Origin of the sequence: Geobacillus kaustophilus, assembly GCF_000948285.1 — a bacterium.
GTDB classification, from domain to species: domain Bacteria; phylum Bacillota; class Bacilli; order Bacillales; family Anoxybacillaceae; genus Geobacillus; species Geobacillus thermoleovorans_A.
Genome location: NZ_JYBP01000003.1, coordinates 249,724 through 268,366, shown reverse-complemented (window position 1 = coordinate 268,366; position 18,643 = coordinate 249,724). Strand labels below are relative to the sequence as shown.

The following is an 18,643-nucleotide window of genomic DNA, read 5'->3' as shown; positions in this document are numbered from 1 at the left end:
CAATCAACCAGATTCAACAGTAGATGGAGAGCTGTCATCGGTTTTGTTCAACTGTTGAACTATTAGTAACGATACCAAGGAAAAAAGAGAAAGTCAACAAGGAATGTTGCCAAAGGAGAAACCATTCTATCGTCCAATCTGAATAGAGAGGAAATTTTTTTAAAGCCATTACATTGCATTCACGAACGCTTAACATCTGGCTTGTACGATAAAAATGACAAAATCATCTGAAAAGGGAGAGGAGAACGATGTTCCAATCGAAACGCCGCACGGCTTTGCTCATCGCCGGGCTGAGCGCTGGAATAGCGCTGTACCACGCCGGACAAGATGCATGGGCCGCCCCAGCGAAACAATCGAAGCCGCCTGAAGTGAAAAATGTCGTCCTTTTTGTCGGCGACGGCATGGGCACAGCCCATCGCAACGCCATTCGCCTCGCTACAAAAGGATTGAGCGGGGAATTGGAAATGGACAGCATGCCGTACAGCGGCCTCGTCCATACGAACTCCGCCGACTCGAAGTCATTCATCACCGACTCCGCTGCGGCGGCTACCGCGATCGCCTCAGGCGTGAAAACGTACAACGGCGCCATCTCTGTTGATCCGCAAGGAAAACCTGTGGAAACGATTTTGGAACAGATGAAAAAAGCCGGCAAGGCAACAGGGCTTGTCACGACCGCCCAAGTGACGGACGCCACACCGGCCGCGTTTGCCGCCCACACCGCCAATCGTTCTGCCCAAAGCGACATCGCCAAGCAATACATTGAACAAACAAAAGTGGACGTCATTTTAGGCGGCGGGGAGGATTACTGGTACCCTGCTGGAAATCCTGGCTATTACCCCGACCATCCAGCCGAAGATCCGGAAGAAGCAAGCAAAGGCACGCAAGGAAACTTGGTTGAACGGGCGAAACAACTGGGCTACACGTACGTCCGCACCGCCGATGAGCTGAAACAAGCGTCTGGCCGCAAGCTGCTCGGGCTGTTTGCCAACGAAGAAATGTTCCAGCAACTCCCTGAAGGAGAAGGGGATGTGTACAATCCCGTCGTGTCGCTGCCTGATATGACGAAAAAAGCGCTTGACGTGCTGTCGCAAAATAAAAACGGCTTTTTCCTCGTGGTCGAAGAAGAAGCCATTGATGAAATGAGCCATGAAAACAACGGATCGCTCATGATCAAAGCCGGCCAGCAGCTTGACGAAGCGGTCGCCGCAGCGAAACAGTACGCCAAGCGCCATCGGGATACGCTCGTCCTCGTGCTCGCCGACCATGAATGCGGCGGCTTGACGATCGAAACGCCGGGCGGCACGGATGAATCGGGAGACGGCAAAACGATCTCCGGCGAAGACGGTCCGTTTGCCATCGCCCGCTCTACGCAAACGTTCGCCCTCGACTGGACAACAACGGGCCACACCGCCGCCGATGTGCCGCTGACCGCCATGGGTCCGGGAGCGGAGCGATTCACCGGCATTTATGAAAATACGCGCATTCATGACATTCTCGAACAATTATTGTCTGGAAAAAACAAAAGATAACGCCATCCGTGTTTCGGCCGTTGTCCTTCATCGCTCACCGTTTCCCCGCGAACGAATCGTTTGCGGGGAAACGGTTTTGATCCATTGACCCACACGGATTGCCCAAAGACAAGCGAAAAAATCGCGAATCCTATCATCAAACTCATCATCATCGATCGATTGGTTGTAGTAGCCATCAACAAAATATCGCAACGTCTTGAACCTTTCTTCAATTTCTGCCATCTAGACCTCCTCCTCTCGATCAAAGAACAACGATCTCTTTTTCTCCCCCGATAAGAAATAGAGCCCGTTTTTCATTGTTGCCTGTCACCGCCCCGCGTGGTAACCGACCCATGCGAGCCACACCCCAAACAAGTAGGTGACCGCCAAATAGGCCATGGATTTCACACATTGGCGTTGCTGGATCAGCTGCACGCTTTCCCATTTCAAGGTCGAAAACGTGGTGAACGCGCCCATAAAGCCGGTGCCGACAAGCAGTTTTGCGGCATCGGCGGCGCCGCTTCCGGCGAGCCAGCCGAGCAAGAAGGACCCAAGCAAGTTGACAATGAGCGTCCCGAGCGGAAAACGCGGCGAACGCCGAGCCGCCCAGCGGCTGACGATATAGCGGGCCATGGCGCCGAAAAAACCGCCGATCGCCACAAACAGCGGTGTGTACATTATCCAATCCCTTCCTTCCGTTCCGGTTGAGCGGCGGCATATCCAGCCCATGAGGCCAACAGGCCGCCAAACAGGCTGGCAGCGATATAAACAGCCGCCATGCCAAAGCGCCCTTGTTCCATCAATTCCACACATTCGACGCTGAGCGTCGAAAACGTCGTATACGAACCGACAAAGCCGGTCGTCGCCGCTGTTTTGAGCCATGGCGGCCACGCGGGTCGGCGGGTGAAGAAGACGGTGAGCCAGCTGAGCAAAAACGAGCCTGTCCAGTTGATGAAAAGCGTCCCGAGCGGAAAGCCGCCGACGGCGGCGGGAACAACCAAACCGAGGCCATAGCGGACAAGCGCGCCGATCATGCCGGCGATGCCGACAGCGAAATAGACCAATGAGGATCCCCCCTTCCAAAAATGAACAAACTCCTGCCGCTTCTATCCGCAGCAGGAGTCATCAGCCGGAAGCCGGCGGTTATGGCGAACTCCATCGCCTATTCGATTGGCATCGCCTTTATTTTACCATATATCCCCTCCCGATGGGAAGCAGATTCAACGGCTTGGTCGGAACCCGTGTTGTTCGAATATTTGGAGCGCCTGTTCGCTCGTCAAATAATCGTAAAACGCCCCCGCCTCTTTAAGATGTTGGCTTTTGTTCACGACGCCAAGCGGATAGACGATCGGGTCGTGCATGCCATCCGGAACGGCGGCGGCGATCTTGACTTTGTCCGACACGAGCGCGTCCGTCCGGTACACAAACCCGGCGTCGACGTTGCCGGTTTCAACATACGTCAACACTTGGCGGACATCTTTTGCGTAGACGAGCTTCGGTTTCACTTGCTCCCACAGCCCCGCCTTCTCCAACGTTTGTTTCGCGTACATGCCGGCCGGCACCGACTCGGGGATGCCGATCGCCACTCGTTTGGCGCGGGTGATGTCATCAAGCGACTGAATCGCCCCTTCTCCTTGTTTCGGAACGATGAGCACCAGCTCGTTGGCGAGCACGGTTTTTTCGTGTTTGGCATCGATCAGTCCTTCCTTTTTCAGTTCCTCAAACGGCTCGGCGGCCGCGGAGAAAAAGAGGTCGACCGGCGCCCCTTGGGAAATTTGTTTTTGCAAGGCGCCCGACGCGCCAAAATTATATCGGATGCGGATGTTCGGGTGCTTTCGTTCAAACGCCGTTTTCGCTTCTTCCAGCGCTTCTTGCAGACTGGCCGCGGCGGAAACCGTCAACTCTGCGTTCTCCGCCGGTTTCGTTTGATGGGCGCCCTCTTTTGGACCGGCGTCGCAGCCATATAAGCCGAACAACAAGAAAACCGCGACGATCCATGCCATTTTTCGCATGTGGATCCCCCTTTTCTCCAACAATTTATGTTATATGTAATGATATCTAATTATAAATAATGATAAATAGTTTAGGAAAGAAAAAATTTTTTCACATCTTTCTCTTTGCGTTACAATGGAAGAAAGGAGGATCGAACGATGCCGGAACCGCGGTCATACACGATCGAAGAAATCGCTTCCTTACTAAGGGTGTCAAAACTAACGGTGTACGATTTAGTGAAAAAAGGAAAGCTGCCCGCCTTTCGCGTCGGGCGGCAAATGCGGGTCACTGCCGATGATCTCGAGCGGTACATCGCCGGGCAAAAAGGGGAGGGAAGCACCGTTTTCCTTGCCGTTTCGCGGCCGACCGAAGCCGCTCTTCGCCCCATCATCATCAGCGGTCAAGATATGTCTCTCGATTTGCTTGGCGTCCATCTCCAAAAAGGCGGCCCTTATCAATCGCTTCGCACCTATACGAGCAGCCTCAACGGATTGATCGCTCTATACAAAGGGCAATGTGACATCGTCAGCGTGCATTTGTTTGACGGGCAAACAGGCGAGTACAACCGCCCGTATGTTGAAAAGCTGTTGACAGGGCATGCGTACATCATGGCGAACTTGATGTGCAGGCCGATCGGGTTTTACGTGCCAAAAGGCAATCCGCGCGGCATCCAAACGTGGAGCGACTTGGGAAGGAGCGACGTCGTGATCGTCAACCGGGAAAAAGGAGCGGGGGCGCGTGTGCTCTTGGATGAACAGCTGCGCCTGCATGGGCTGTCGCCGTCCGCTATTCGCGGGTATGAACGGGAAGAGACAAGCCACTTAAGCGTCGCCTCAGCGGTGGCGGCGGGCCTTGCTGATGTCGGCATCGGCACGGAAAAAGTGGCGCGAATGGCCGGCGTCGAATTCATTCCACTGATGAAAGAGCAGTATGATGTCGTCATGCTGCGGACGCCGGAGAACGAACCGCTCATCGCCGCCGTCTTGAACGTGCTTCGCTCCGATTCATTCCGCTCCGAACTCGAAGCGCTCGGCGGATACGATGTGTCGCAAACCGGGCAAATCATCGCCGAACGCGGCTGACAGGGCAGCACAACCGCATCTGTATCGATGCAACGAAAACGTTTACCATCTCCTTGACGGAAAAACCGCTTGTCCATTTTTTGACTGCCAAGGCCTGCCTCCGTCACGTCTTGGCAGTCGATCAAATGCTTGGGAAAAGCGACAAATATGAAAGCTTCAAATGGCATCTATATGTTTTGGACATCAGGTGATGATTTGTTTATTGCAAAATAAAAATGCAGAGATCTGCAGAGAATTTGGCTTAGGCCAACTTGACATGGAGTGGGGGGCGTGATAGCCTTTTTAGGCATAGCCAGCCCTTGATATTGCTGGCTTCCTGGCTTTTTAATCACGCCCCCAGAGGCTCCATGTCAAGTTGTCATTCTCTGCACTTTTCCTTGCAAAACTCTGTATTTTTTCTTTGCAGAAAACAGCGATGATTCAGCGGAACCTTCCGAATCCCATTTCCTTGCTTCGATTCTATGCCATCCATCCAAAAAAGAAGCTGTTCCAAAAGCGAGTCGCTTTTTGGAACAGCTTTTCGTTTTACCCGCGCAAAACGGCGCCAAATTGCTTCTCGACCGCAGCGAGCACCCGCTCGTGGACGGCGGCGACTTCTTCGTCCGTGAGCGTCCGCTCTGGATCATAATAACGGAGCGAGAAGGCGAGCGATTTTTTCCCGTCCGGCAGACGGTCGCCTTGGTAGACGTCAAAGAGAGAAACGTCTTTGACGAGCGGTTTCCCGGCTTCGGCGATCGCTTGCTTCAAGGCGCCGGCTTCGACGTCCTCGTCGACGACCAACGCAATGTCGCGCACGACCGACGGGAAGCGCGGAATCGGCTCGTAGCGGATCGCTTCGCTTTCGGCGTTCAACAGCTCGGCCAAGACGAGCTCGAACACGTACGTTTCTTTCAAATCCCACTCTTTTTGCGTTGCCGGATGGAGCTGGCCGACAAAGCCGATGACCGTTCCGTCAAGCGCGATCTCGGCTGTCCGTCCCGGATGCAAATCGGCGCGCTTCGCCGGGCGGTACGCGATGCGGTGGTCAACGCCAAGCAAGGAGAACAGGCCGTCTAAGATGCCTTTTGCGACATAAAAGTCAGCCGCTTTTTTCTCTCCTTGCCACAAATGGGTGTGCCATAAGCCGGTGATGACGCCGGCAAGCCGCTCTTTTTCCGCCGGTTGGACGTGTTCCCCGCGAGCCAAATAGACAGAGCCGATTTCGTACAAGGCGACGTTCTCGACTTGGCGGGCCCGGTTGTAGCTCGCCGCTTCGAGCAAATGCGGAATCAAGCTTTGCCGAAGAACGCTCCGCTCTTCGCTCATCGGCAGCGCCAAGCGGATCGGCTCGGTCGTCTCGAGCGCAAAGCGCGTCGCTTTGTCCGGACTCGTGAGTGAATACGTGATGGCTTGGAACAAGCCGGCCCCTTCCAAATAGCGGCGGACGCGGCGGCGCTTCGCTTGATATGGTGTGAGATGGCCTGGTTTCGCCTCAGCCACCGGCAAGGTTGCCGGCAGATGGTCATAGCCGTACAAGCGGGCGACTTCCTCGATGATATCTTCCTCAATGGCAATGTCACGGCGGCGCGACGGGACATGGACGGTAAACGTTCCGTTGTCTTCCGTAAACGGAAATTGCAAGTTCGAAAGAATCGCGGCCACTTCCTCTTTCGACATTGCCGTGCCGAGGACGCCGTTGATGCGTTCGAGCGTGACCGTCACCACCACTGAGTCTTGGCGCCACACGCTCGCTTCGACGATGCCGCCGACGACCTCGCCGCCGGCGTATTCCGACATCAACGCCGCGGCGCGCTCGAGCGCTTCTTTCGTCCGCGCTGGATCGATCCCTTTTTCAAATCGGGTGCTCGCCTCGCTGCGCAGCCCGTGGTCTTTCACCGCTTGGCGGATGACCGGGCTTGTAAAGTACGCCGCTTCAATGAACACGGTCGTCGTGTCGTCGCGCACTTCCGAATTCGCCCCGCCCATCACGCCGGCTAAGGCGACCGGCTCGCGGCCGTTGGTGATGACGAGATGTTCTTCCGTCAGCTTCCGCTCGACATCATCAAGGGTGATGATCGTTTCGCCCGCTTTTGCACGGCGGACGACAATCTCCTTCGAACCGAGGCGGTCGTAGTCAAACGCATGAAGCGGCTGGCCGTACTCAAGCAAAATGTAGTTCGTAATGTCGACGACGTTGTTGTGCGGGCGAATGCCGGCCGCCATCAAACGCGCTTGCATCCAAAGAGGCGACGGGCCGATCCGGACGTTTTTCACAATCCGCCCGGCGTACAGCGGATTGTCTTCCGGCGCCTCAACGCGCACGGAAATGTATTCATGGACATGTTCGCTGTTTTCCTTGACCGCCGCTTCCGGCAGTTTTACATCGCGGCCGAGAATGGCGGCGACTTCATAGGCGACGCCGATCATGCTTAAACAATCGGCGCGGTTGGGCGTCAAGGACAGTTCAAGCACTTCGTCATGCAAGCCGAGCCACTCGATGGCATCGGCGCCGATCGGCGCGTCGCTTGGAAAGACGAAAATGCCGTCCGCGTATTCTTTCGGCACGACTTTCGTTTCGACGCCAAGCTCTTGGAGCGAACAAATCATACCGTTCGATTCTTCCCCGCGCAGCTTCGCCCGTTTGATTTTGAAATTGCCCGGCAGCACCGCCCCGACTTTGGCGACGGCGACTTTTTGCCCTTTGGCGACGTTCGGGGCGCCGCAAATGATTTGCACGGGTTCGTCCTCTCCCAAGTCGACAAGGCATTTCCGCAGTTTATCCGCGTTCGGGTGCGGCTCGCACTCGAGCACATGACCGATGACGACTCCTTTCATTCCCCGGTCAAGCGCTTCGACCCGCTCGACTTCAATGCCGCTTTTCGTAATCCGCTCCGCGAGCTCTTTGGCGGTGATGCCCGTCAAATCGACGTATTCCCCTAGCCAACGGTAAGAAACGAGCATTCCCAACTCCTCCTTTTTCTGTTACACACGCAAAAATTGCCGCAAGAAACGTAGATCGTTTTGATAGAAATGGCGGATGTCATCAATGCCATACTTCAGCATCGCGATCCGCTCCGGCCCCATGCCGAACGCAAAGCCGGTGTACGTTTTCGAATCAAAACCGGCCATCTCAAGCACGTTCGGATGCACCATGCCGGCTCCTAAAATTTCGATCCAACCGGTGCCTTTGCAGACGCCACAGCCCCGCCCTTCGCAGCGGAAGCAGGACACATCGACTTCGACCGATGGTTCCGTGAACGGGAAAAAGCTCGGCCGGAAGCGAATGTCGCGCCCTTCCCCGAACAGCTTGCGGGCAAATTCGCGCAGCGTCCCTTTCAAATCGCTCATCCGGATGTTCCGGTCAACAACCAATCCTTCAATTTGCGTAAACTGGTGCGAATGCGTCGCATCATCGGTGTCGCGGCGATACACTTTGCCCGGGCAAATGATTTTCACTGGGCCGCGCCCGCGGTGCTTTTCCATCGTCCGCGCCTGCATCGGCGACGTATGGGTGCGAAGCAAAATCTCTTCCGTGATGTAAAACGAATCTTGCATATCGCGGGCCGGATGTCCTTTCGGCAAGTTGAGCGCCTCAAAGTTGTAATAGTCGGTCTCCACTTCCGGCCCTTCGGCGACCGTATAGCCCATGCCGATAAACAAGTCTTCAATTTCTTCAATGACACGCGTCAGCGGATGCGGGTTGCCAAGACTCACAGGCCGGCCCGGCAGCGTCACATCAATCGCCTCGGCAGCCAGCTTCCGCTCCACTTCCTCCTGTTCCAGTTTCGCTTGTTTCGCTTCCAGCGCCTGTTGGATTGCCTCTCTTACTTCATTGGCAAGCGCGCCGATTTTCGGGCGCTCTTCCGGCGGCAATGCCCCCATGCCGCGCAGCACTTCGGTGATCGGCCCTTTTTTGCCTAAATAGGCGACGCGCACGTCGTTCAGCGCTTTTAAGTCGCGGGCTTGGCCGATTTGTTCGAGCGCCTGGCGTTTCAGCTCGTACAGCCGTTCTTTCACATCAATTCCTCCTCATTTCAGTTGAACGCCCTCCCACTTACGCTCACGCGTAGAAGCGGGGGGCTTCTCGGTTTAAGATGATAAAAAAAACCCGCCCCGGTAAGGGACGAGTTGTTGCTCGCGGTACCACCCTTGTTAACAGCATAAGCGTGCTGTTCACTTCATTGCGATAACGGCCGAAAGCCGGAACACCTTTACATCCCTCGTCGGGATGGTCCCGGTGTCAACTCAGGAGGTGAACTTCACTTGCGCCGGCCATAAAAACGCTCCCAGTCTATGGCGTTTTCTCCCTGGATGGCGAACAGCAAGCTACTTTTCTCCGTCATCGTTGTTGTCCGTATGGGAAATTGTCGCTATTCATTATACGCAAATGAGTGGGCAAAGGCAAGGTCAGGCCGAAATTTCTTTGCGCAGCTCATCGATTTCCGCTTCCTGTTCAATCGAGCGGATGGCAAGGCGCTCCATAATTTTTTCCTGCCGCACTTGCCCTTCCTTGAGCGCGGCGACATCTTTTTTGACCCCCAACATGTCCTTTTTCATGGCATCCATGTCTTTTTTCATGGCATCCATGTCTTTTTTCATGGCGTCCATGTCTTTTTTCATGGCGTCCACATCACTTTGAAGGCGATCGACTTTGTCTTCGAGTTGTTTCACGCTTCCTTGCAGCTTGACGATATCCATGCGCATTTGTTCGATGTAGGCTCCTTGAACATCAAGACGCTCAAGCACCGCGTTCAACAATGCCCGCAGTTCGTCATCCATCCGTCTCCGTCCCCCTTGTCCGATTCATTTTCTTTTCTATTTTACCGCACCGCCTGCAAGGAATAAAGCAAAATTCCGGCCGCGACGGCGACGTTCAGCGACTCGGCTTGGCCATAAATCGGGATGTACACGTTCTCGGTCGTGAGACCCAGCAGTTCGGGACGGACGCCGCCTCCTTCGTTGCCGACAAGCAGGGCGAACGAAGACGATCGGGGGATGGTGCGGTAATTGACAGCGTTCTCCAAGGCAGTGCCATACACCGGAATGTCCTGCTCCTTCAAGCGCGCGATCCATTCCGCCACATCGCCTTTGACAATGGGAAGATGAAACAGCGACCCTTGCGTCGCCCGCACGACTTTCGGGTTGTACAAGTCGACGCATCCTTCACCGATGATGACGGCATCGATGCCGGCCGCATCGGCGGTGCGAATCATCGTGCCGAGGTTGCCTGGGTCTTGCACAGCGTCAATGAGCAAAGCCGTCTTCACGCCCTTAAGCTCGTACGACAGCTGCCGGCAGACGGCGGCGATTCCTTGCGGGGTTTCCGTGCTGCTGATCGCCTTCATCACCGCTTCGGTTACGATTGTAACCGGGACGCCGGTGACATTCCAGACGGGCGGGACGTCCGTCCGCTCATCGACAATCAGCTCGACAAGCGGCGCGTTGCTTTTCACTGCCTCTTCGACGAGATGAAACCCTTCAAGCCAAAACCACCCGGTTTCGTCGCGCCTTTTTTTCGTCAACAATTTTTTCCATTGTTTGACGCGCGCGTTTTTCGGCGATTCGATCCGCTTCACCGCTTCGTCCCCCAATGTTTGGCGATAAACTCATCGCGTCCGGAGGCGGCGCGGTCTTGTTTGTAGTGCTCCGGATTTTTCTTATGGTAGTTTTGATGATACTCTTCCGCCGGGTAAAACGTCGTCGCCGGCAAAATTTTTGTCACGATCGGCTTCGAAAAACGCCCGCTTTCCTCGAGCGCCCGCTTCGACTGCTCGGCGAGCTGGCGCTGTTTTTCGTTATGGTAAAAAATCGCCGTCCGGTATTGCGGCCCGCGGTCGTGAAACTGGCCGCCGTCATCGGTCGGGTCGATTTGGCACCAATACAGCTCAAGCAGCCGCTCATACGGAAAGACGTCCGGGTCAAACGTAATTTGCACCGCTTCGTAGTGGCCGGTCGTGCCGGTTTTCACTTGCTCGTACGTTGGATTTTCCACATGTCCCCCTGTATAGCCGGAGACGATGCCGTAAATGCCATCGAGCTCCTCAAACGGCGTCACCATGCACCAAAAGCAGCCGCCGGCGAATGTCGCTTTCTCCATTGTGTCGTCACCTCATGCATCAAGTTTCTTCCTTTGATTATAGCAAAATGTGTGCCGTTGTCATCTTTCACGACCAAAGTCAAGTTCCTTCACAAAGCCAAGCGCGTTCCGTTCCGCACGCCGGCCGCTCATGTCGCCGAGTCAAGCCGTTGTTTCATTTCGTCAAGCAAGCGGTCAAACAGCGGGATATAGTGGGTGCGAATGCGTTCATACATGTCCATGGCAGTTTCTTCATCATACGTATGGGACGTCCGGTTGCGGTCTTCCAGCATGCGAAGCCATGTCTCTCCGTCTTGAATCAACCCTTCTCGAAACGCCTCGCGAATCGTTTTCCGCGGACTTGTCACTTCGGCATACCCTTGATATTCCAAGTAAAGTTTCATCCATTTCCATGCCAGTTCGTACGTGAATTCAAATCGCTGAATGGTCGCATCCAAAACGAGATCATCCGTTTTGACGTCTCTTGCGGCACTTTGGCGAAGTTTGGCGAGCGCCCGTTCGAAATCGTGAAACCGATCCACCAACCGGCTCATCGTGACCATCACCTTCCCGTGCTCGTTCGTTTGAAAAATCGTCTTTCCTTCTTGGTCAATATTCATTTTTAGCTGCTCGTTGTGAATTTGATTGTAATCAACAACATCGATCGTATAAATGATCGGAAGTTCATCCAAGTCCGATTGCAGGAGGTACAGCGGGCCTCCCGGTTTTCGAAATTTGATCGCCAAATCGATATCCGATCCTTCCTTATAATCGCCTCGTGCTCTTGAGCCGAACAAAATGACTTTTTCAATGACATCAGCATAACGGGAAAATAGATGAAGCAGTTGGCGAAACACCGTTCGTTCCAATCCATAGAGCGGTTTCGCGGCCATCGTCGCCATCACTCTTTTCGGTCTAGTTTTTCCTCTATTATACCATATACGAGAGCCGCTCCATGTATAAATCCGCCGCCATTGGCAAAAGATAACGGTGTACAATACGGCCAACGAGGTGAGACATATGGATTTGAACTTGCGGAAGGCGATTATGCACAATGTCGCCAACAATTCGAAAGAGCAATTGGAAAATACGATCGAAGACGCGATCCAACAGGGCGAGGAAAAATATTTGCCCGGCCTCGGCGTCCTCTTTGAAGCCATTTGGACGCACGCCAATGAGCAGCAAAAAGACATGATGCTCACAACCCTCGAGCAGGCGGTTAAACAATGACAAACACCGGCCGATTCGGCCGGTGTTTCCATTAGTCAAACGTCAGTTGTTTCACTTTGTCGGCGTCAAGCCGTTTGATCACTTCGACTAATAGCTTGACCGTGTTTTCGTAGTCATCGCGGTGCAAAATGGCGGCGTGCGAGTGGATGTAGCGCGTCGGGATCGCGATCGTGAGCGACGGAACGCCGATGCCGGTTAAGTGAATGGCCCCGGCGTCCGTGCCGCCGCCTGGCATGGCGTCAAAATGGTACGGAATGTTCATCTCTTCCGCCACTTCGATGACAAATTCGCGCAAGCCGCGGTGCGACACCATCGTCGCGTCGTACAGAACGATGTGCGGGCCGGCGCCGAGTTTGCCCATCGCCTCTTTTTCCGACACGCCCGGCGTATCGCCGGCGATGCCGACGTCAACGGCAAACGCAATGTCCGGCTGGATGAACTGGGCGGCCGTGCGCGCGCCGCGCAGCCCGACTTCCTCTTGCACCGTGCCGACGCCATATACCGTGTTCGGATGGTCAACGCCTTTCAGCTGTTTCAGCACATCGATGGCGACCGCACAGCCGATCCGGTTGTCCCATGCTTTTGCGAGCAGCATTTTTTCATTGTTCAATACCGTAAACTCAAAATACGGCACGATCATATCGCCCGGGCGGACGCCCCACTCCATCGCTTCCTCGCGGCTCGTCGCCCCGATGTCGATGAACATATCTTTGATTTCCACCGGTTTTTTGCGCGCATCCGGCGGCAAAATGTGCGGCGGCTTCGAACCGATGACGCCGGTGATGTCGCCTTTTTTCGTCACGATCGTCACGCGCTGGGCGAGCATCACTTGGCTCCACCAGCCGCCAAGCGTTTGGAAGCGGATGAACCCTTTGTCATCGATTTGCGTCACCATAAAGCCGACCTCATCTAAGTGGCCAGCGATCATCACTTTCGGCCCGCCCAATTTCCCTTCTTTTTTGGCGATCAAGCTGCCGAGGCCGTCCGTTGTCACTTCATCTGCATACGGAGCTATGTATGTCTTCATCACATCGCGCGCTTCCCGCTCATTGCCGGGGACGCCTTTCGCATCGGTCAGCGCTTTCAGCATCGTCAACGTTTCGTCCAGCTTGGCCATCTTGGCACCCCTTTCTGGTTTTGTCCACTTTTTTATTATACTTGAAAAGGCTGACGATTGGCAAAATGAATCATTCGCCACCCGAAAAAAGATCAGTAGCGCTCGCTTTGCCGCTTGTGGTTCACTTCATTTTTCCTCCGGTACGCCGCCTCGATGTCATCGGAAGAAAACCCGAGCGCGACGCCAAGCCGCCAATATTCCGTAAACAGCGCATCGTACTTCGTTTGCTCCTTCACCGCCCCGAACCGCTCGGCGGCGCGAAACACGGCGAGAAACTGCTCGACAAGCGGCCGCGCTGCCGACGGAGCTTCCTTGCCTTCATAAAACAAGCCGCACTCAAGCCCAAGCGACAATAAAAAATGCAAGCCGTCAACATATTCCTCAAGCACTCGCTCGGCTGGCGCGGGCGGTTTGATGCTCCAAAATTTAAAACAGCGCGTCTCATTCGCGAGTTCGCCTAATTCAACAAGAAAGGCGAGTTGCTTGCGCGCAAACAAATCTTCCTCCATCAAGCCATGCTCCGTTTCAATGCGCCGATCCAAGGTTCGCTGCATATCGTAAAGCAAAGGCCAATTCATTCTCTCCTCCCCTTTCTACCTCATCCATCGCCAATAGAGAAACAGCTCCGCCGCTGCCAGCAGCGGCAGCCCATAGCGAAAAGCCGAATGGCGAGTTTTATGGCGAAACATGTACATCCCAGCTGCTCCGCCGATGGCACCGCCAACCAACGAAAGCAGCCAAAGCGTCCGCTCGGCGGTGCGAAAGCGGCGGCGCTTCGCTTTGTATTTGTCGATCCCCATCACGAAAAAAGCGAGAAGATTGATCGCTATCCCGTATTGTACCATATGATCCCTTTCCTTGATAAGAAAATGGCCACCCTGATCAAGGATGGCCATCGTTGTTATTTATTCAAATTCGCTTTTGCCAAATCGGCGAGTTGGGCGAACGCCGCTTGGTCATTGACCGCCAAGTCGGCGAGCATCTTCCGGTTGACTTCGACGCCGGCCAGCTTCAAGCCATGCATCAAACGGCTGTACGACAAGCCGTTTTGGCGAGCCGCCGCGTTGATGCGGGCGATCCACAGTTTGCGAAAGTCGCGCTTCCGTTGACGGCGGTCGCGGTACGCATACATGAGCGATTTCATGACTTGTTGGTTCGCAACTCTATATAACGCGTGTTTCGCGCCGAAATAGCCTTTTGCGAGTTTCAATACTTTTTTGCGACGTCTGCGCGTCACAGGTCCACCTTTTACGCGTGGCATAAATCGTTCCCTCCTATTGTTCGGTCATTATTTCAAGTTGTCAAGCATTTGGCGGATGCGTTTGAAATCGCCAGGCGAAACAAGCGCCGCTTTGCGGAGATGACGCTTTTGTTTTTTCGTTTTATTGGCAAACAAGTGGCTCGTATACGCATGGCCGCGTTTTAATTTGCCGCTCGCCGTTTTTTTGAACCGTTTCGCCGAGCCGCGGTGAGTTTTCATTTTTGGCATCGCAGGTTCCTCCTTACTTGTTGTCGTTTTTCGGTGCGAGCACTAAAAACATGTTGCGCCCATCCATTTTCGGCGCCGTTTCGACAACGGCAATGTCGGCGCACGCTTCCGAGAAGCGGTCAAGGACGCGCTGCCCGATTTCTTTATGGGTGATCGCCCGCCCTTTAAAGCGGATCGTCGCCTTCACTTTATCGCCTTTTTCGAGAAACTTGCGCGCATTGCGCAGCTTCGTGTTGAAGTCATGCTCCTCGATCGTCGGGCTGAGGCGCACCTCTTTGACGTTGATCACTTTTTGTTTTTTGCGTGCTTCTTTCTCTTTCTTCTGCTGCTCAAAGCGGAATTTGCCGTAGTCCATGATGCGGCAGACGGGCGGTTTGGCGTTCGGCGCGACAAGCACAAGATCCAAGTTGCGTCTTGCCGCAATCTCAAGCGCCTCCTGCTTCGACTTGATGCCAAGCTGTTCGCCGTTTTGGTCGATCAAGCGCACTTCACGGGCACGAATTTGTTCGTTGATAATAAAATCTTTGCTAATAATGAGCCACCTCCAAGGTTTTTTCCGACTGGCTTGTTTGCCAGCAGAGCCCCACTTCCAGCCAAAAAAAAGCGCAGATGCCCAAAGCACCCGCGCAGTACGTCCTTACACTCGCATTGACGAACCGTAACAACCTGCCAACAGCCGTCTTGGCGTCGGTCAGGTGAGAAGCGGGGTGCTTCTGCTTTTGTTACAAACAAGCAATCATTCCACTTTATACACTATACCACCTTGGCGATGGCATGTCAAGGAGCGGATCTTGATAAACACAACGTCACTTATTATAGCGGATTGACGTTAAATTGGCAAGAGAAAATGTTTTATTGTTCCTCGCGGCGCGACACTTCGCCGCTTCCTTTGCTCTTGAACCCGCCCATGACTTTGGCCATCGCCGTCGTTTTTACCTTCATTCTGTCTGTTGCACTCGAGTTTCGCCTGTTGGGTTCTTCATTATGCTTTCCCTGATTTTGTCCGTTTTTCCTGTACATCAGCAGCGAGCAAGGCAGCAAACTCATCAAGCCCCATCGTCCGACTTTCTTTTTCGCCGTAGCGGCGGACGTTGACCGCTTGTTCAGACACTTCTTTGTCGCCGACGACGAGCATGTACGGAACTTTTTGCATTTGCGCTTCGCGGATTTTGTAGCCGATTTTTTCGTCGCGCTCATCGACTTCAACGCGGAAACCGCGTTCTTTCAGCGTCCGCTGCACGTCATACGCGTAATCGAGGTGCGCCTCCGGCGACACGGGGATCACTTTGGCTTGAACCGGGGCAAGCCATGTCGGGAACGCCCCTTTATACTCCTCGATGAGGAACGCGACAAACCGCTCCATCGTCGAGACGACGCCGCGATGGATGACGACCGGACGATGCGGCTTTCCGTCTTCGCCGATGTAAGTGAGGTCAAAGCGCTCCGGCAGCAGGAAGTCAAGCTGCACCGTTGAGAGCGTCTCATCTTTGCCGAGCGCCGTGCGCACTTGCACATCGAGCTTCGGCCCGTAAAACGCCGCTTCCCCTTCCGCTTCGTAATAGTCAAGCCCAAGCTCGTCCATCGCCTCACGCAGCATGCGCTGGGCTTTTTCCCACATTTCATCGTCGTCGTAATATTTTTCTTTGTCATGCGGATCGCGGTAAGACAAGCGGAACGAGTATTCGTCAATGCCGAAATCCTTATAGACTTCCAAAATCAAGTTGACAACGCGCTTGAACTCGTCTTTGATTTGGTCCGGGCGCACGAAAATGTGGGCGTCGTTGAGCGTCATGCCGCGGACGCGCTGGAGGCCGGTGAGCGCTCCAGACATTTCGTAGCGGTGCATCGTGCCAAGTTCCGCGATGCGGATCGGCAGCTCGCGGTAGCTGTGCAGCTTGCTTTTGTAAATCATCATATGGTGCGGGCAGTTCATCGGACGAAGAACAAGTTCTTCGTTGTCCATCTCCATCGGCGGGAACATGTTTTCTTTGTAATGATCCCAATGGCCCGATGTTTTATATAGCTCGACGCTGCCAAGCACCGGTGTGTAGACATGATCGTATCCGAGCGCCACTTCTTTGTCGACGATGTACCGTTCGATCACGCGGCGGATCGTCGCCCCTTTCGGCAGCCAAAGCGGCAAGCCTTGTCCGACTTGTTGCGACGTCATAAACAGCTCAAGCTCTTTGCCAAGCTTCCGGTGGTCGCGCTCTTTCGCTTCTTCGAGCAGGCGCAAATAACGGTCCAAGTCTTCCTTCTTGAAAAACGCCGTGCCGTAGATGCGCTGCAGCATTTTGTTGTTGCTGTCGCCGCGCCAGTAGGCCCCCGAGATGCTGAGCAGCTTGAACTCTTTGATTTTTCCGGTCGACGGCACGTGCACGCCGCGGCAAAGGTCGAAAAACTCGCCTTGCTCATAAATGGAAATCGTTTCGCCTTCCGGAATGTCGTTGATGAGCTCCAATTTCAGCTCATCGCCGATGTCTTCATACAGACGAATGGCTTCTTCGCGGCTCACTTCTTTGCGGACGATGTCCAAATTTTCTTTGACAATCTTGCGCATTTCTTCTTCGATTTTCGGGAGGTCGTCAGGCGTCAGCTTATGCTCCATGTCGATATCATAGTAAAAGCCGTTTTCAATAACCGGACCGACGCCGAGCTTGACGTTGCCATACAGCCGTTTGATCGCCTGCGCCATTAAATGGGCGGTGCTATGGCGCAAAATGTCAAGCGCCTCCGGCATGTCTTGGGTGATGATGACAAGCTCGCCGTCTTCCTGAAGCGGCGTGCGCAAATCAACGAACCGGCCGTTCAGTTTGCCGGCGATCGCTTTTTTCTTCAGCCCCGGGCTGATCGAGGCAGCGATGTCTTCCGTCGTCGCCCCCTTCGGAAACTCCTTTTCCGCCCCATCTGGGAACGTGATGCGAATGACGTCTGGCATCGGCAATCACTCCTTTGTCGTGATGATGAAAAATAAAAAAACTCCTCCCTCCAAAAGGGACGAGTTTTCGTCGTGGTTCCACCCTTCTTCCCATGGCAGCGCCTCGCCATGCCATGGCTCAACACGCATAACGGCCGAAAACCGGCGGCAACTACTGAGCGTTCCGTTCACTGCCGCAGCTCTGAGGGGGTAAGCGCATTTTTCGTGTTAGGAAGGTTCCAGCCGCTGCCTTCCCTCTCTGGAAACCGTAAAAATGCACCCATGTCCTCGTCATCGCTTCTGTTCATTCATGTTCATAATAATATTGTAGCCAAAACAGCAGGAAAAATCAAGCTTCTCCCCCATTTCCAGCGTTGGCGGCAAACAAACGGGAAAAATCGGCGCGGCGGCAGACGATCAGCCGTTCTTGAAACACGTTTTGCAGTGTCTGCACCATGCCGTCATCCGGATGATCGGTGTACAGCTCAATTTCCGCCGGAGCGAGCGAGACAAGCGGAGCGAGCACCGATGCATCAATATACATCGGCTGGCTGAAGACGAGATGGCGGTCGATCAACTGTCTCACTTCCGCCGCCGACAGCTCCCGCCGCTCGCTGTCGTAAAATACGAAGTGCGGCGGATCGTGCACCAAATACAGGCGCGGCCATTGCGGCGTCCGGCCAGCCAGGCAGTCGCGCAGCATTTGCACAAAATTTTGATACTCCTGCTCCAGCTTGTATTCATCAATCGCCAGCTCGACATAATGTTGGAGGCGCTCCATATACGGCTTTAACCGGAACGTAACGAACGAAGAAAACGAAAATGACAAGCCGTCGCGCAAAAAGGAGGCAAAAGCGTCGCGCAACATCACGGTGCGCGAGGCGGCAAACGCCGCGCTTTTCCGGTAATCGCGCCGCTCGCCGTCCAAAAACGAATGAGCGAGGGCCAAAATTTGCTGCTGTTCTTCGACGTCGCGGAAATAAAAAATATTGGCAATGATGGATAGCAACAGCCGGTCTTCCATCACCTCCTGCATAAACGCCGTCATAGCTGGGATGATATGCTCCTCAAGCACACGCTTCTCCTCGCCCTGTATGTAAACCGCCACGGTTTTGTTCCCGTCATAAGCGGCATGAAACAGCGGACCGTCATCCGGTTGCCGGTGATATAGCAGCCCAACCAATTTTTCCGCCTCGCTTGCCTCGTCAAAATGGATTTCGATCACCCGCTGTCCCCCCTTTAGCCCGAAAGGA

At 54.3% G+C, this 18,643-nt stretch carries 21 protein-coding genes, 1 riboswitch and 2 other annotated features; of the genes, 3 read left to right on the top strand and 18 right to left on the bottom strand.

What is annotated here, in order from left to right:
- The first annotated feature begins 248 nt into the window (after window positions 1-248).
- The gene (locus LG52_RS01845; protein WP_044730620.1) at window positions 249-1,529 is read left to right on the top strand and encodes an alkaline phosphatase; all 1,281 of its coding nucleotides are present in this window, start codon (window positions 249-251) and stop codon (window positions 1,527-1,529) included.
- A 27-nt stretch (window positions 1,530-1,556) separates the two neighbouring features.
- On the opposite strand, the gene LG52_RS01840 is transcribed toward LG52_RS01845, so the two are convergent.
- The 4 genes from LG52_RS01840 to modA form a co-directional block, all read right to left on the bottom strand.
- Window positions 1,557-1,751, bottom strand: coding sequence for a hypothetical protein (locus LG52_RS01840; RefSeq protein WP_044730619.1), 195 nt, complete (start codon window positions 1,749-1,751; stop codon window positions 1,557-1,559).
- Window positions 1,752-1,835: 84 nt separating this feature from the next.
- Window positions 1,836-2,186 (bottom strand): fluoride efflux transporter CrcB, encoded by a 351-nt coding sequence (gene crcB, locus LG52_RS01835; RefSeq protein ID WP_044730618.1) that lies wholly within the window; start codon window positions 2,184-2,186, stop codon window positions 1,836-1,838.
- A complete protein-coding gene (locus LG52_RS01830; RefSeq protein WP_044730617.1) occupies window positions 2,186-2,572 on the bottom strand; it encodes a fluoride efflux transporter FluC in 387 nt (128 codons plus the stop codon). The genes crcB and LG52_RS01830 overlap by 1 nt, the downstream gene beginning before the upstream one ends.
- Window positions 2,573-2,617: 45 nt before the next feature.
- Window positions 2,618-2,680, bottom strand: a riboswitch (Fluoride riboswitch).
- Between the two features lie 48 nt (window positions 2,681-2,728).
- Window positions 2,729-3,520 (bottom strand): molybdate ABC transporter substrate-binding protein, encoded by a 792-nt coding sequence (gene modA, locus LG52_RS01825; RefSeq protein WP_044730616.1) that lies wholly within the window; start codon window positions 3,518-3,520, stop codon window positions 2,729-2,731.
- Window positions 3,521-3,658: 138 nt separating this feature from the next.
- On the opposite strand from modA, the gene LG52_RS01820 reads away from it, so the two are divergent.
- Window positions 3,659-4,582, top strand: coding sequence for a helix-turn-helix transcriptional regulator (locus LG52_RS01820; RefSeq protein WP_044730615.1), 924 nt, complete (start codon window positions 3,659-3,661; stop codon window positions 4,580-4,582).
- Window positions 4,583-5,107: 525 nt separating this feature from the next.
- Here LG52_RS01820 and pheT read toward each other — a convergent pair.
- From pheT to LG52_RS01790, 6 genes are all read right to left on the bottom strand, one after another.
- Window positions 5,108-7,522, bottom strand: a complete 2,415-nt coding sequence (gene pheT, locus LG52_RS01815) for a phenylalanine--tRNA ligase subunit beta (protein WP_044730614.1) — start codon at window positions 7,520-7,522, stop codon at window positions 5,108-5,110.
- A 21-nt stretch (window positions 7,523-7,543) separates the two neighbouring features.
- On the bottom strand, window positions 7,544-8,578 hold the full coding sequence (gene pheS / locus LG52_RS01810; RefSeq protein WP_011232181.1) for a phenylalanine--tRNA ligase subunit alpha: 1,035 nt from the start codon (window positions 8,576-8,578) through the stop codon (window positions 7,544-7,546).
- Between the two features lie 99 nt (window positions 8,579-8,677).
- Window positions 8,678-8,913, bottom strand: a binding site (T-box leader).
- 55 nt (window positions 8,914-8,968) lie between these two features.
- Window positions 8,969-9,340, bottom strand: coding sequence for a hypothetical protein (locus LG52_RS01805; RefSeq protein ID WP_044730613.1), 372 nt, complete (start codon window positions 9,338-9,340; stop codon window positions 8,969-8,971).
- Window positions 9,341-9,381: 41 nt separating this feature from the next.
- Window positions 9,382-10,137, bottom strand: a complete 756-nt coding sequence (locus LG52_RS01800; RefSeq protein ID WP_044730612.1) for a TrmH family RNA methyltransferase — start codon at window positions 10,135-10,137, stop codon at window positions 9,382-9,384.
- Complete coding sequence (msrA, locus tag LG52_RS01795; protein ID WP_013144533.1) at window positions 10,134-10,658, bottom strand: peptide-methionine (S)-S-oxide reductase MsrA; 525 nt, start codon at window positions 10,656-10,658, stop codon at window positions 10,134-10,136. Before msrA ends, LG52_RS01800 begins: the two co-directional genes overlap by 4 nt.
- A 128-nt stretch (window positions 10,659-10,786) precedes the next feature.
- Window positions 10,787-11,530 (bottom strand): HI0074 family nucleotidyltransferase substrate-binding subunit, encoded by a 744-nt coding sequence (locus tag LG52_RS01790; protein WP_044733051.1) that lies wholly within the window; start codon window positions 11,528-11,530, stop codon window positions 10,787-10,789.
- A 127-nt stretch (window positions 11,531-11,657) separates the two neighbouring features.
- Between LG52_RS01790 and sspI the strand changes: the two genes are divergently transcribed.
- Window positions 11,658-11,867, top strand: a complete 210-nt coding sequence (gene sspI, locus LG52_RS01785) for a small acid-soluble spore protein SspI (RefSeq protein WP_044730611.1) — start codon at window positions 11,658-11,660, stop codon at window positions 11,865-11,867.
- Between the two features lie 31 nt (window positions 11,868-11,898).
- Here sspI and LG52_RS01780 read toward each other — a convergent pair whose 3' ends face one another.
- The 8 genes from LG52_RS01780 to ytxC all read right to left on the bottom strand — a co-directional run bounded on the left by LG52_RS01780 (window position 11,899) and on the right by ytxC (window position 18,615).
- On the bottom strand, window positions 11,899-12,984 hold the full coding sequence (locus LG52_RS01780; RefSeq protein ID WP_044730610.1) for a M42 family metallopeptidase: 1,086 nt from the start codon (window positions 12,982-12,984) through the stop codon (window positions 11,899-11,901).
- 92 nt (window positions 12,985-13,076) lie between these two features.
- The gene (locus LG52_RS01775) at window positions 13,077-13,562 is read right to left on the bottom strand and encodes a dUTP diphosphatase (RefSeq protein WP_044730609.1); all 486 of its coding nucleotides are present in this window, start codon (window positions 13,560-13,562) and stop codon (window positions 13,077-13,079) included.
- Window positions 13,563-13,577: 15 nt separating this feature from the next.
- Window positions 13,578-13,829: a DUF1294 domain-containing protein gene (locus LG52_RS01770; protein ID WP_044730608.1), complete on the bottom strand. Its 252-nt coding sequence runs from the start codon at window positions 13,827-13,829 to the stop codon at window positions 13,578-13,580.
- Window positions 13,830-13,885: 56 nt separating this feature from the next.
- Window positions 13,886-14,245, bottom strand: coding sequence for a 50S ribosomal protein L20 (rplT, locus tag LG52_RS01765; RefSeq protein WP_011887944.1), 360 nt, complete (start codon window positions 14,243-14,245; stop codon window positions 13,886-13,888).
- A gap of 27 nt (window positions 14,246-14,272) precedes the next feature.
- On the bottom strand, window positions 14,273-14,473 hold the full coding sequence (gene rpmI / locus LG52_RS01760; protein ID WP_011887945.1) for a 50S ribosomal protein L35: 201 nt from the start codon (window positions 14,471-14,473) through the stop codon (window positions 14,273-14,275).
- 13 nt (window positions 14,474-14,486) lie between these two features.
- Complete coding sequence (gene infC / locus LG52_RS01755) at window positions 14,487-15,008, bottom strand: translation initiation factor IF-3 (protein ID WP_074044349.1); 522 nt, start codon at window positions 15,006-15,008, stop codon at window positions 14,487-14,489.
- 56 nt (window positions 15,009-15,064) lie between these two features.
- Window positions 15,065-15,198 (bottom strand) — a sequence feature (ribosomal protein L20 leader region).
- A gap of 257 nt (window positions 15,199-15,455) precedes the next feature.
- The gene (gene thrS / locus LG52_RS01750; RefSeq protein ID WP_044730607.1) at window positions 15,456-17,411 is read right to left on the bottom strand and encodes a threonine--tRNA ligase; all 1,956 of its coding nucleotides are present in this window, start codon (window positions 17,409-17,411) and stop codon (window positions 15,456-15,458) included.
- 328 nt (window positions 17,412-17,739) lie between these two features.
- Window positions 17,740-18,615 (bottom strand): putative sporulation protein YtxC, encoded by an 876-nt coding sequence (gene ytxC / locus LG52_RS01745; RefSeq protein WP_044730606.1) that lies wholly within the window; start codon window positions 18,613-18,615, stop codon window positions 17,740-17,742.
- Between the last annotated feature and the right edge of the window lie 28 nt (window positions 18,616-18,643).

Coding starts and splice junctions, on each gene's coding strand:
- LG52_RS01845 (WP_044730620.1), top strand. CDS start 249: ATGTTCCAATCGAAACGCCGCACGGCTTTGCTCATCGCCGGGCTGAGC.
- LG52_RS01840 (WP_044730619.1), bottom strand. CDS start 1,751: ATGGCAGAAATTGAAGAAAGGTTCAAGACGTTGCGATATTTTGTTGAT.
- crcB (WP_044730618.1), bottom strand. CDS start 2,186: ATGTACACACCGCTGTTTGTGGCGATCGGCGGTTTTTTCGGCGCCATG.
- modA (WP_044730616.1), bottom strand. CDS start 3,520: ATGCGAAAAATGGCATGGATCGTCGCGGTTTTCTTGTTGTTCGGCTTA.
- LG52_RS01820 (WP_044730615.1), top strand. CDS start 3,659: ATGCCGGAACCGCGGTCATACACGATCGAAGAAATCGCTTCCTTACTA.
- pheT (WP_044730614.1), bottom strand. CDS start 7,522: ATGCTCGTTTCTTACCGTTGGCTAGGGGAATACGTCGATTTGACGGGC.
- LG52_RS01805 (WP_044730613.1), bottom strand. CDS start 9,340: ATGGATGACGAACTGCGGGCATTGTTGAACGCGGTGCTTGAGCGTCTT.
- msrA (WP_013144533.1), bottom strand. CDS start 10,658: ATGGAGAAAGCGACATTCGCCGGCGGCTGCTTTTGGTGCATGGTGACG.
- LG52_RS01790 (WP_044733051.1), bottom strand. CDS start 11,530: ATGGCCGCGAAACCGCTCTATGGATTGGAACGAACGGTGTTTCGCCAA.
- sspI (WP_044730611.1), top strand. CDS start 11,658: ATGGATTTGAACTTGCGGAAGGCGATTATGCACAATGTCGCCAACAAT.
- LG52_RS01780 (WP_044730610.1), bottom strand. CDS start 12,984: ATGGCCAAGCTGGACGAAACGTTGACGATGCTGAAAGCGCTGACCGAT.
- LG52_RS01775 (WP_044730609.1), bottom strand. CDS start 13,562: ATGAATTGGCCTTTGCTTTACGATATGCAGCGAACCTTGGATCGGCGC.
- LG52_RS01770 (WP_044730608.1), bottom strand. CDS start 13,829: ATGGTACAATACGGGATAGCGATCAATCTTCTCGCTTTTTTCGTGATG.
- rplT (WP_011887944.1), bottom strand. CDS start 14,245: ATGCCACGCGTAAAAGGTGGACCTGTGACGCGCAGACGTCGCAAAAAA.
- rpmI (WP_011887945.1), bottom strand. CDS start 14,473: ATGCCAAAAATGAAAACTCACCGCGGCTCGGCGAAACGGTTCAAAAAA.
- thrS (WP_044730607.1), bottom strand. CDS start 17,411: ATGCCAGACGTCATTCGCATCACGTTCCCAGATGGGGCGGAAAAGGAG.